Annotated in this window: 11 protein-coding genes and 1 other annotated feature; of the genes, 4 read left to right on the forward strand and 7 right to left on the reverse strand. The window is 50.6% G+C overall.

Annotated features, from left to right (window positions below):
* Positions 1-11 precede the first annotated feature (11 nt).
* The 6 genes from trpA to trpL form a co-directional block, all read right to left on the reverse strand.
* Positions 12-818 (reverse strand): tryptophan synthase subunit alpha, encoded by an 807-nt coding sequence (gene trpA, locus OGX98_RS19390; RefSeq protein WP_045443540.1) that lies wholly within the window; start codon positions 816-818, stop codon positions 12-14.
* Positions 818-2,011: a tryptophan synthase subunit beta gene (trpB, locus tag OGX98_RS19395; protein ID WP_045443538.1), complete on the reverse strand. Its 1,194-nt coding sequence runs from the start codon at positions 2,009-2,011 to the stop codon at positions 818-820. The genes trpA and trpB overlap by 1 nt, the downstream gene beginning before the upstream one ends.
* A 10-nt stretch (positions 2,012-2,021) precedes the next feature.
* Entirely contained in the window at positions 2,022-3,380 is a 1,359-nt protein-coding gene (trpCF, locus tag OGX98_RS19400) for a bifunctional indole-3-glycerol-phosphate synthase TrpC/phosphoribosylanthranilate isomerase TrpF (protein ID WP_045449642.1), read from the reverse strand.
* Between the two features lie 3 nt (positions 3,381-3,383).
* Positions 3,384-4,979 (reverse strand): bifunctional anthranilate synthase glutamate amidotransferase component TrpG/anthranilate phosphoribosyltransferase TrpD, encoded by a 1,596-nt coding sequence (gene trpD, locus OGX98_RS19405; RefSeq protein ID WP_045443535.1) that lies wholly within the window; start codon positions 4,977-4,979, stop codon positions 3,384-3,386.
* Entirely contained in the window at positions 4,979-6,541 is a 1,563-nt protein-coding gene (locus tag OGX98_RS19410) for an anthranilate synthase component 1 (RefSeq protein ID WP_284096852.1), read from the reverse strand. Before OGX98_RS19410 ends, trpD begins: the two co-directional genes overlap by 1 nt.
* Before the next feature lie 23 nt (positions 6,542-6,564).
* Positions 6,565-6,659: a sequence feature (Trp leader region), on the reverse strand.
* Positions 6,636-6,680: a trp operon leader peptide gene (gene trpL / locus OGX98_RS19415; protein WP_012905981.1), complete on the reverse strand. Its 45-nt coding sequence runs from the start codon at positions 6,678-6,680 to the stop codon at positions 6,636-6,638. It overlaps the preceding feature by 24 nt.
* A gap of 135 nt (positions 6,681-6,815) precedes the next feature.
* On the opposite strand from trpL, the gene rnm reads away from it, so the two are divergent.
* The 4 genes from rnm (at position 6,816) to OGX98_RS19435 (ending at position 10,429) form a co-directional block, all read left to right on the forward strand.
* Positions 6,816-7,694 (forward strand): RNase RNM, encoded by an 879-nt coding sequence (gene rnm, locus OGX98_RS19420; protein WP_200042262.1) that lies wholly within the window; start codon positions 6,816-6,818, stop codon positions 7,692-7,694.
* Positions 7,691-8,311: an L-threonylcarbamoyladenylate synthase gene (locus OGX98_RS19425; protein ID WP_045443527.1), complete on the forward strand. Its 621-nt coding sequence runs from the start codon at positions 7,691-7,693 to the stop codon at positions 8,309-8,311. The genes rnm and OGX98_RS19425 overlap by 4 nt, the downstream gene beginning before the upstream one ends.
* A gap of 330 nt (positions 8,312-8,641) precedes the next feature.
* Positions 8,642-9,208, forward strand: a complete 567-nt coding sequence (locus OGX98_RS19430) for a hypothetical protein (protein ID WP_080470555.1) — start codon at positions 8,642-8,644, stop codon at positions 9,206-9,208.
* A 642-nt stretch (positions 9,209-9,850) separates the two neighbouring features.
* Complete coding sequence (locus tag OGX98_RS19435; RefSeq protein WP_049025820.1) at positions 9,851-10,429, forward strand: recombinase family protein; 579 nt, start codon at positions 9,851-9,853, stop codon at positions 10,427-10,429.
* Between the two features lie 282 nt (positions 10,430-10,711).
* On the opposite strand, the gene OGX98_RS19440 is transcribed toward OGX98_RS19435, so the two are convergent.
* Complete coding sequence (locus OGX98_RS19440; protein WP_115601973.1) at positions 10,712-11,434, reverse strand: YagK/YfjJ domain-containing protein; 723 nt, start codon at positions 11,432-11,434, stop codon at positions 10,712-10,714.
* Positions 11,435-11,804: the final 370 nt, after the last annotated feature.

Genomic DNA, 11,804 nt, shown 5'->3' on the forward strand with positions numbered 1-11,804 from the left:
GGCTTTATAAATTACTGACGGGTGGCGGCTTTCATCGCACTGGCAAAAGCTTTCAGTTCAGACAGCATCTGTTCCGGAGCTGAAACATTTTTTTCGATGATTTTTACAACCGCTGAGCCGGAAATGGCGCCAGCAGCACCTGCTTCAATCGCCCCTTTTACCTGCTCAGGCGCAGAGATACCAAAGCCCTGTAAGGCGGGAGGCGCATTGTATTCTTTCAATTTTTCGACCAGATGGTGCAACGGTAACGCTGCCCGATTTTCTGCACCTGTTACGCCTGCCCGCGAAAGCAGGTAGGTATAACCGCGGCCACTGGCGGCAATCTGTTGTAACAGTTCGTCGTCAGCGTTCGGCGGGCAGATGAAAATAGGTGCAACGTTATGGCGTAATGCAGCAGCCCTGAACGGTGCTGACTCTTCAATTGGCACATCAGCCACTAACACAGAATCCACGCCGACTTTTTCACACTGAGCGTAAAACTCGTCAATACCTTTGCTGAAGACCAGATTGGCGTACATCAGCAAGCCAATAGGAATGGCAGGGTGCTTCTGACGAATCAGCGCCAGCATTTCAAAACACTGCGACGGCGTGACGCCTGCTGCAAACGCACGTAATGTGGCTTCCTGAATTGTCGGGCCGTCAGCCAGTGGGTCAGAGAACGGAATACCAAGTTCAAGCGCGTCGGCACCGGCGTCGATCAATGTATCAATAATTTTCAGTGACTGTTCAACAGAAGGATCGCCGAGGGTGACGAAAGGGACAAAAGCGCCTTCCTTGCGGTCTTTCAACTGGGTAAACAGGCTTTCATAACGTTCCATCAGATTTCCCCTCGCGCTTTCAGAATATCGTGTACGGTGAAAATGTCTTTGTCGCCGCGACCGGAGAGATTGACCACCAGCAACTGCTCTTTTTCCGGGTTTTCATGCATCATTTTCAATGCGTGTGCCAAGGCGTGAGAAGATTCCAGTGCCGGAATAATTCCCTCATGGAGACACAGCGTTTTAAAGGCTTCCAGCGCTTCGTCATCGGTAATCGAAACATAGTCAGCACGACCGATGCTGTTCAGATAAGCATGCTGTGGCCCGACTGACGGGAAGTCCAGGCCCGCGGAAATCGAGTAGGACTCTTCAATCTGTCCCTCTTCGGTCTGCATCATGGGGGATTTCATACCGAAGTAAATCCCGACGCGACCATGCTTTAATGGTGCGCCGTGTTCACCGGATTCAATTCCGTGACCACCCGGCTCAACGCCAATCAGACCGACGCTGGCGTCGTTTATGAAATCAGCAAACATGCCAATAGCATTTGAACCACCGCCGACACAAGCGATAACCGCATCCGGCAGGCGGCCTTCTTTTTCCAGGATCTGCGCTTTGGTTTCTTCCCCGATCATGCGCTGGAATTCACGCACAATGGTTGGGAATGGGTGCGGGCCAGCCGCCGTACCGAGCATATAGTGCGCGGTATCGTAACTGCCAGACCAGTCGCGCAGCGCTTCGTTACAGGCATCTTTCAGCGTGGCGGAACCGCTGTGTACCGGGATCACTTCTGCACCCATCAGGCGCATACGGAAGACGTTTGGCGACTGGCGTTCGACGTCTTTTGCACCCATGTAAATGCGGCACTTCAGGCCCAGCAGAGCACTGGCGAGAGCAGACGCAACACCGTGCTGACCCGCGCCGGTCTCCGCGATGATTTCGGTTTTCCCCATGCGTTTTGCCAGTAACGCCTGGCCCAACACCTGGTTGGTTTTGTGCGCACCGCCGTGCAGCAGATCTTCACGCTTGAGATACAGCGTGGTGTTTGTGCCTGCGGTGATGTTCTGGCATTTGGTCAGTGCAGTAGGGCGACCCGCATAGTTTTTCAGCAGATCGGTAAACTGAGCCTGAAACTCAGGGTCTTTCTGCGCACTGACGAATGCTTCTTCCAGTTGACGCAGCGCTGGCATCAGAATCTGCGGCACATACATGCCACCAAATTCACCAAAATAGGGGTTGAGTAATGTTGTCATGTCCTTTTCCTTAATATGCGCGCAGTGTTTGAAAGACCGAAGCCAGAAGACGAGCGTCTTTGATGCCCGGCTGCGACTCTACGCCAGAATTGAAATCGAGACCGGCACAGCCGGTTTTAGCTGCCTCAACGCAGTTATCTGCGCCAAGTCCGCCAGCCAGAAGAACGTTATCCAGCGATTGTCCGCCTAAAAGTGTCCAGTCAAAACGTTGACCGCTGCCGCCGAGCCCGTTGTCGAAAATGTATTTATCAACATGTTGATAGCTCCGGGCAGGCAGTGACTCACCAACGCTTAACGCTTTCCAGATTTGCACGTGTTCCGGCAATGCGGCGCGCAGCGTATCGATATATGTCTGATCTTCGTTGCCGTGTAATTGCACGGCTGTGAGCGCCAGATTTTTGACTTTTACACACACGTCATCAATATCGTGATGACGAAACACGCCGACATACTGTAGTGGTGCGCCTGCCATGACCTCACGTGCCTGCTCAACACCAACGACGCGCGGAGAAGAGGGGACAAAAATTAACCCGCCATAGATCGCACCTGCTTCATACGCAGCTTTTGCATCCTGCGCCCGGGTCAGGCCGCACACTTTATTTTCGCCGAGCAGAACGCGACGCACCGCGGCATGGAGATCGTCATGGGACATCAACGCGGATCCAATCAAGAAACCATTGGCGAAGTGGCTAAGTTCACGTACCTGGCCGTAGGTATTGATGCCGGACTCGCTGATGACGGTTACGCCGTGACCCAGTCGCGGTGCCAGCTGGCGGGTGCGATTCAGGTCAATCGACAGGTCACGTAAATCACGGTTGTTAATACCGACGACTTTTGCGCCAAGTGCAATCGCGCGTTCCAGTTCCTCTTCGTTACTGACTTCCGTCAGTACGCCCATTTTCAGACTGTGAGCCACGGCGGAGAGCTGGCGATATTGCTCGTCGTCTAATACCGATAACATCAGCAGACAGGCATCCGCCTGGTAATAACGCGCCAGGTAAATCTGGTAAGGATCGATAATAAAGTCCTTACACAGGATCGGCTGCGGTGCGATGCGGCTAACAATTGGCAGGAAATCAAAGCTTCCCTGAAAATATTTCTCGTCGGTCAGTACAGAAATCGCTGAAGCATAATGTTTATACACACCCGCAATTTGAGCCGGATCGAAGTTATCGCGGATCACGCCTTTTGACGGGGACGCTTTTTTACACTCCAGAATAAACGCGGTGCGGGTCCCCTGCAGCGCATCGTAGAAATGACGGGAGCTCGGCTGAACGTCATTTTGAAAGCTGGCCAGTGGTTGTTGCTGTTTGCGGGCGTCTACCCAAATCGCCTTGTCTGCGACAATTTTCGCTAAAACGGTTTGCATCATTTACCCTCTTGCTGCCAGTGCAGTGACACGGTCATAAGCCGCTCCGCTGCGCAGTACATTAATCACAGTTTGCGCATTGGCTTTTAAATCTTCTTCACCGTGCAGGCGCATTAACATGGCGACATTCGCGGCAACAGCAGCCTCGTGAGCGGCTTCACCTTTACCTTGTAACAAGCGACTGAGAATGTCACGGTTTTCTTCCGGAGTGCCGCCTGCCAGCTGTTCCTGATGGTATGGCGTCAGGCCAAAGTCATCCGCTGTCAGCTGATAACTCTTGATTTCGCCATCATGCAGCTCAGCTACGATGGTTGGCGCATGCAGTGAAACTTCATCCATTCCGCCGCTATGAACCACGGCCGCACGCTGATATCCCAGTACGCGCAGCGTTTCGGCAATCGGCAGTACCAGCTCCGGACTGTAGACACCGATCAGCGCCAGCGGCGGATGCGCCGGGTTAATCAGCGGTCCAAGCACGTTAAACAGCGTGCGGGTTTTTAGCTGCTGGCGGACCGGCATTGCGTGACGAAAACCGGTGTGGTACTTCGGCGCAAACAGAAAGCAGACGCCCAGTTCATCGAGCGCCAGCCGGGATTTATCGGCGTTCATATCCAGATTGATGCCAAATGCCGCCAGCAGATCCGAGGATCCAGACTTACTGGATACGCTACGGTTACCGTGTTTAGCTACTTTTAACCCACAGGCTGCGGCGACGAACGCGCTGGCGGTGGAAATATTGATACTGTTGCTGCCGTCGCCGCCGGTACCAACGATATCGGCGAACAGATAGTCCGGACGCGGGAACGGTGCGGCATTTTCCAGCAGAGCGGTGGCTGCACCAGCGATTTCATTTGGATGCTCACCACGCACTTTCATACTCACCAGCGCAGCGGCCAGTTGTTCGGGCTTCAGTTCACCACGTACTACGGCGGAAAACAGCTGGTGGCTCTCCTGTTGTGTGAGCGTTTGAGCCTGGTACAGTTTCTCCAGAATTGGCTGCAGGATGTTGGTTTGTTCCAGCTTCTGTTGCGCCCAGGCCAGCGTTTGTTCCAGTAAACGTGCGCCCTGGGTGGTGAGAATCGACTCAGGATGGAACTGGAAACCGCACACGCGATCGGTGTCATGGCGCACCGCCATCACCATGCCGTTAAAGTGGGCGTTAATGGTCAGTCCGGCTGGAACGTTACTGCCTACCAGCGAGTGATAGCGCGCTACCGGCAGCGGATTCGCCAGACCTGCGAACATAGCCTGGCCGTCATGCTCAATGCTGGAGGCTTTGCCGTGCAAAATTTCACCAGCCTGACCCACATATCCACCGTAGGCTTCGACAATCGCCTGATGTCCCAGACAAATGCCGATGATCGGCAGCTTACCGCGCAGACGGGTTAACAGTTCCGGCATACAGCCTGCTTCGCTTGGCGCACCGGGGCCTGGCGAGAGCATCAGTACCGGGTTTTTCATAGTCGCTAACCGGTCAATTAACGTCTGTGCCGGAATATGGTTACGGTAAATGACGACGTTATGACCGTTAGTACGCAGCTGATCTGCCAGGTTATAGGTGAAAGAGTCGATGTTATCGAGCAGCAGAATATCAGCCATTAGAATGTCTCCTGTGCATGGTGCGCGGTAGCGATAGCACGCAGAACCGCACGTGCTTTATTACGAGTTTCATCGGCTTCAGACTGCGGAACAGAATCCAGAACAATCCCGGCACCGGCCTGTACGGTGGCAATGCCGTCTTCCACCAGCGCGGAGCGGATCACAATGCAGGTGTCCAGATCGCCATGGGCAGTGAAATAGCCTACTGCTCCGCCATAGCTACCGCGGCGGCGACCTTCCGCTTCCGCGATAAGCTGCATGGCGCGAACTTTTGGCGCACCGCTCAGCGTACCCATGTTCATACAGGCGCGGTAAGCATGCAGGACATCTAAATCGTTACGCAGTTCGCCCACGACGCGGGAGACCAGGTGCATAACAAATGAATAGCGGTCAACTTTGGTCAGATCAGCAACGTAGCGGCTGCCCGGTGTACAGATTCGGGCCAGGTCGTTACGTGCAAGGTCCACCAACATCAGGTGCTCAGAAAGTTCTTTGTGATCGGTGCGCATCTCCAGTTCAATACGACTGTCGAGATCGCGATCCAGCGTTCCGTCTGCACGACGACCGCGAGGGCGGGTCCCGGCAATCGGGTAGATCTCAATCTGGCGGCTGGTGGCATCGTATTTCAGTGAACTTTCCGGAGATGCACCGAACAGTGTGAAATCATTATCCTGCATGAAAAACATGTACGGGCTGGGATTGCTCTTCTTCAGCACATAGTAAGCGGCCAGTGGTGACGGGCAAGGAAGCGAAAAACGGCGAGAAGGGACCACCTGGAAAATTTCGCCTGCACGAATGGCTTTTTGCAAGCTACGTACGACTGCACCGAACTCTTCGTCGCTCTGATTGCACTCGCAGCGCATGTCTGGTACATCCGTGACCGGTAGCGGCGGCGCAGGTTCGGTTAACTGCTGGCTCAGCTGTGCCAGACGCGCATTCAGACGGCGTTTTTCCTCTTCACTGGGGGTGAATACGCTGGCCTGGATGCGAGTGCTTTTTTTCTGGTGGTCGATGACCATCAGTGTTTCAGCCAGGTAGAAGCAGTAGTCAGGGCAACGGTTACCCGCTTCAAGCTGAGGTAAATCTTCAAATCCGGCGACTAAATCGTAGGAAAACAGACCGCCGAAGAACATCGCCTCACGCTCTTGCGCCGGAACGTTGACCAGTTCCTGCAATAAACGAAAAGCGTCAAAAACGGAAAGCGAACATAAGCGGGCATCTTCATCCAGCAATGGGCTTACGGCCGGAAAACGCAACTGGCGGGCGTTTGGCTGTTTCTCATTGTCAACACCTGCGGGCAGGGCGGCATCCAACAGAGGGAGCAGCGATGCACCGTTAGCAGATAACGCCTGAATGGTGACAGTGTCACCTAAAGCGGTAATTCGCAACGCGCTGTCGACCAGCAGCAGGCTTTTCAGATCATTTTTGCTGTCGATATCGGCAGACTCCAGCAACAACGTCGCCGGGCGAGCGCCGCAGACCTGATGGAACAATGCTGTCGGATTCTCACGATAGGCGGCATCACAGGCCAGCAGTTCAAGTGTCGGTTTTTGTGTTTGCATCGTTATTCTCATTAATTTTGTTCAAAAAAAAGCCCGCTCATTTAGCGGGCCTGGTATCTGGTTGCATATTGCAGACGTAAGACACTGCCCGAAATCAGGAAGTGCGCCACCAACCATGCAGTACAAATGTTGCTTTCATCTCAGATACCTTCTTCATGTGAACTTGCGTACTAGTTAACTAGTTCGATGGAATAAAGTCAACACCTGATTTCAGTAAATTTGTCGGAACCGCTATGATGAGCGTGATACGACATTTATAGAAACGGGAGCCGCCTTGAGCGACACGAATTACGCAGTGATTTACGACCTGCACAGTCATACAACGGCGTCCGACGGACGATTGACGCCAGAAGCGTTGGTACACCGTGCGGTAGAGATGCGAGTCGGTACACTGGCGATCACCGATCATGACACCACGGCAGCTATTGCGGCGGCAAGAGAAGAAATTTCACGTTCGGGTTTAGCGTTAAACCTGATCTCTGGCGTTGAAATTTCAACAGTCTGGGAGAATCATGAGATTCATATTGTGGGTCTGAATATTGATATTGCACACCCCATGATGCGTGAATTCCTGGCAGAACAAACGGAGCGTCGTCAGCAGCGAGCGCGGTTGATTGCTGAACGACTGGATAAAGCCCATATTCCGGGAGCATGGGAAGGGGCGTTGCGTCTGGCTGATGGCGGAGCTGTCACGCGGGGGCATTTTGCGCGTTTCCTGGTGGAGTGTGGAAAAGCCACCACTATGGCCGATGTATTTAAAAAATATCTTGCCCGCGGGAAAACCGGTTACGTTCCGCCGCAGTGGTGTACAATAGAACAAGCTATTGATGTCATTCATCATTCTGGCGGTAAGGCGGTGCTGGCTCATCCTGGCCGGTACGATCTTAGCGCTAAGTGGCTGAAAAGACTGGTTGCACATTTTGCTGAACATCACGGTGACGCGATGGAAGTCGCGCAGTGTCAACAGTCTCCCAATGAGCGTACCCATCTGGCAACGTTAGCACGCCAGCATCAGTTGTGGGCATCACAAGGGTCTGATTTTCATCAGCCATGCCCGTGGATTGAATTGGGTCGTAAACTCTGGTTGCCCGCAGGCGTTGAAGGCGTCTGGCAGCTTTGGGAACAGCCCGAGACTACAGAGAGGAAAGTATGAGCCAGTTTTTTTATATTCATCCTGATAACCCACAACAGCGACTGATCAACCAGGCCGTTGAGATTGTGCGTAAAGGTGGGGTGATTGTTTATCCAACCGATTCCGGCTATGCGTTAGGCTGTAAAATTGAAGATAAAAGTGCCATGGAGCGCATTTGTCGTATCCGTCATCTGCCCGATGGGCACAATTTTACGCTGATGTGCCGCGATCTGTCCGAGCTGTCGACCTATTCTTTTGTGGATAACGTTGCCTTTCGTTTAATTAAAAACAATACGCCAGGCAACTACACGTTCATCCTGAAAGGGACAAAAGAGGTGCCGCGCCGACTGCTGCAGGAAAAACGCAAAACTATCGGCCTGCGCGTACCATCAAATCCAATCGCGCTGGCGCTGCTGGAGGCGCTGGGTGAGCCAATGCTCTCCACGTCGCTGATGTTGCCGGGCAGTGAATTTACCGAGTCCGATCCGGAAGAGATCAAAGATCGTCTGGAGAAGCTGGTTGATTTGATTATCCACGGCGGTTATCTCGGGCAGCAGCCGACAACGGTTATCGATTTAACCGATGATTCTCCGGTGGTATTGCGTGAAGGCGTCGGCGACGTTAAACCTTTCTTATAAGGGCGCAACTCGGTATACTACGCGGCCTTAAAATGGCGCTGACTGGCGCCGTTGATTCTCCTGTTCGACGCCTGTGAAGGCGCACAAGATAAATATTAAATCATTTATAATCAATGGTTTACTGTTTTTCGGTTAATGGTTGTTACTAACTTGTGTGACAGCCATTAGCCACATCGCGACTCTCATCATGTATGTACACCTTTCCCGGCTGTTAATGTCTTCCTTGGTATAGTCCCGTATTCGGTATTACCACCAACGGGCTTATTGGCTACTATTCCCTTAATTTAGGTATGGTATCATGTAGAGAAAATCTTAAAAGAAGGGTGGTTTATGGGCTGGTCTTCGTTGGTTAGGATAACCATTGGTACATTTCTATTGGCTGGGTTGTCATTCTCTGCACACGCTAAGAACTGCAAGAAAGGTATTCCATGCGGTAATTCGTGCATTGCGGTTGGAAAAACGTGCCGGATTGGGTCAGGCACATCAACTACGTATAAAAATTATTCATACTCTTACCCGTCAACTTCTCTTCATAGTTCAATCCCTAAATCCTCTCCCCCTTCCTCATCAGCTAAGGTTGACGGAAAAAATACGTCTTCAACTGCTAAAACGTATCTCTGTCAGTATGCTATTGCAGCGATACAGAATGGAAGAATCGATGCTTTACGTGTGTTGGGTAGTGCCGAGGTAACATTGTATGTCGATAGCTTCAAAGCTAACCGTTTAAACGGTACATACTTGCTCTCGCCAAAGCTGAAAACTAACGGTAAGTTGATGATGGCAGATGATAAAAGCAAAGTGTACGCCTATGATCCGTCGCTGGGAAACTTTGCAATTAGTGACCGCATCGCAAGAAGCACTGAGCAATGGGATCATTGTAAACTGGTTCACAATTAATAAACTCAATTCGTGGGGATGTAATGAAAAAACTACTAATTGAATCGCCACGGATAATCTAGACACTTCCGAGCCGTTGATAATACTGGTATTATAAAGGTATACCCTTCTGTTTTTTTTACACTTTTATCGTCTGATATTTTATTTTAGTAGTGGTCAAATCAGATTTTTTATCCTAATGTGGATTAAGAACAATCTGATGAGTGGTATGGCAATGGACGATGAAGAGAAGAGATTGTGGCAAAACTTTCGGGATGCGTTACGACGTTTACTGGAACACCCAGATCTAACCCCCTCCCAACGGAATTATATTCTTAAAAGCCTGAAAGGATTCACATCAGAAGACAGTGTGATTGATCTACATAGCCGACGCATCCAGAAAAAAGAGTAGTGAGTGTAAACATCACCACATCCATAGACTGATCTGCCAGGCAGGTTTCCTCCTCCCGTAAAAGTCGCCCCCGATCCCTGGCAAATATCAGCGGGTTGTTTCATGGCCCGGCCCTTCTGGTATCAACAATCGAACGTTTTATGACACCAGTAAACCCTACCCTAAATTGGTGTCATTAAATTAGATCATTGACATTATGATACCATTAGTTGATTATGATACCGTTTTTGATACCAGTCAGGGGAGAGATTATGGGCCGTACATTTGCATATTGCCGTGTGTCCACCAGCGAACAGTCAACAGAAAACCAGATTATGGCGATTCGTCAGGCTGGGTATGCGGTGAAAGATAGCAGGGTAGTATCAGAAACCGTGTCAGGAGGAGTGCAGGCAATGCAGCGTAAAGCCTTTTCCAATATGGTGACTCATAAACTGGAGGCTGGGGATCAGCTTGTAGTATTGAAACTGGACCGCCTGGGAAGGGACAACATCGACGTGCAGCAAACCATTACGATGCTGGTGGATAAAGGGATTGATGTTGTTTCACTGGATCTGCCTGTGCGTAACCTTTCCAGCGCGGAAGGGAAGTTGATGCTGCAAATGTTTTCTGCGTTTGCAGAGTTCGAAAAATCCCGCATCATTGAACGCACAAAAGAGGGATTAGTAAGAGCCAGGAAGGAAGGGAAGAAGTTAGGTCGTCCGGTTGCGGCAGATACCTTTCAGCGTGTACAGGAAGCCAGAACTAAGGGACTGAGTCAGTCTAAAGCAGCACTTGCACTGAATTTAAGCCTACCTACAATCAAACGAAACTGGAACATCAAAGAGGCATAAGATTTAACCTGCCTTCACTCAGATTCAGATACTTCCCTGCCAGTGTGTGAGGCTTAATTATGGCTATTTTCGGGTCAATTAATCCGAAATATTCCGGCGGCAGTAAATCCAGCAGAGCCGCACAACAGCTTAAAATCATCTGAAAAGATGACAATGAGGTGCTATTTTTAAAAGTTAAGCTGTAGTGCATCAGAGAACGCATTGTTAAACGCAATGAGCGCTATCGTGAGCGCTTTTTGTAGCATGGGTAATGCGAAGGTACTGCTATGCTCTTTAAATGGCTCAGGAGGCGTTACACGAAGGATTTAGCGATTTCATTTTTTCACCCCTCAATTTTGATGTTGAGTGGACCCGATCCCCATTTCCGGTCTGATACTTTCCACGCTCTTTCGCCAGATACGATACCCACTGGAAGGGACCTTTTAGCGTTTCCGGCCTATTTCTTTCGATAACGTAATGATTCGAATATCTTTCCGTTGCTTTTGGCAGCTCCACCAGCGCTGCTTTACCACCCGTCAGGCCCATCCAGATTTCAACAATACTTCCGGCAATGCCGCTTGTGGGTGTCCCAAGGCGTTTGACCTGTCGATGCGGAAGGGCAATCCAGCAATGATAATGCACCTGTTTTGCTTTCTCTTTCTCCCGTACCCAGCCATAAGCAAAGTTGAGGATCGGTTCTGCTAATCCCTCAGGTCTGTTTAATTTAGACTTCAGGCGTTCACGTAGTTTTTTAAACAGATCGCTTACCCACTTGTTGCCTGTGTCTATTGGGGTACTCTCAGGTAAGCGTAAATCGAAGCGAGAGAAGTAAACCCGGCTGTAGATGGACAGTATTGCATCAAGCTGTTCTGCTATAGGGGTAAGGATATCAAGGCGAACACCAGATTGGTCGGTGGTGTTGATCGGGTAGGAGTAACCATGACGAATGAAAACATCACCATCGATTACCCTGTAACGCCCGTGTGTATGAACTTTGGTTGTGTAAGGCGTAGCCTGTGTGAGCATTGACTGAATAGATCCTTCTTCTGACACAACACCCCCATAAGTTATTTATATAAACAACCCCTCGCGTACACGCACACACGTATAAGTTATTACCATCTGACCACCGTAAAACGGAGCGGTTACGGATAACACAAACCCCATCAGATAAAGGCTGACGGTAAAAAGATGTATGAAATTTTTTTGAAGAAAGTTTACATGATGTATATAATCCCAAGATAACAATAGCGCACAAGTCGTGGCAGTGCAAAGATTATTTTTAATCTGCGGTATTTTTCGGGTTTGCTTCTGCCATTTTGCCGTTTTTGCGATAACCCAACAAGGTACTTCCCAGTTGATAAGTGCTTTGCTTTGGATCAGTGGGCAGCGCTGA

The sequence above is a fragment of the Citrobacter sp. Cm046 genome, assembly GCF_030333065.1.
Taxonomy (GTDB): domain Bacteria; phylum Pseudomonadota; class Gammaproteobacteria; order Enterobacterales; family Enterobacteriaceae; genus Citrobacter; species Citrobacter murliniae.

Coding starts and splice junctions, on each gene's coding strand:
- trpA (WP_045443540.1), bottom strand. CDS start 818: ATGGAACGTTATGAAAGCCTGTTTACCCAGTTGAAAGACCGCAAGGAA.
- trpB (WP_045443538.1), bottom strand. CDS start 2,011: ATGACAACATTACTCAACCCCTATTTTGGTGAATTTGGTGGCATGTAT.
- trpCF (WP_045449642.1), bottom strand. CDS start 3,380: ATGCAAACCGTTTTAGCGAAAATTGTCGCAGACAAGGCGATTTGGGTA.
- trpD (WP_045443535.1), bottom strand. CDS start 4,979: ATGGCTGATATTCTGCTGCTCGATAACATCGACTCTTTCACCTATAAC.
- OGX98_RS19410 (WP_284096852.1), bottom strand. CDS start 6,541: ATGCAAACACAAAAACCGACACTTGAACTGCTGGCCTGTGATGCCGCC.
- OGX98_RS19425 (WP_045443527.1), top strand. CDS start 7,691: ATGAGCCAGTTTTTTTATATTCATCCTGATAACCCACAACAGCGACTG.
- OGX98_RS19430 (WP_080470555.1), top strand. CDS start 8,642: ATGGGCTGGTCTTCGTTGGTTAGGATAACCATTGGTACATTTCTATTG.
- OGX98_RS19435 (WP_049025820.1), top strand. CDS start 9,851: ATGGGCCGTACATTTGCATATTGCCGTGTGTCCACCAGCGAACAGTCA.
- OGX98_RS19440 (WP_115601973.1), bottom strand. CDS start 11,434: ATGCTCACACAGGCTACGCCTTACACAACCAAAGTTCATACACACGGG.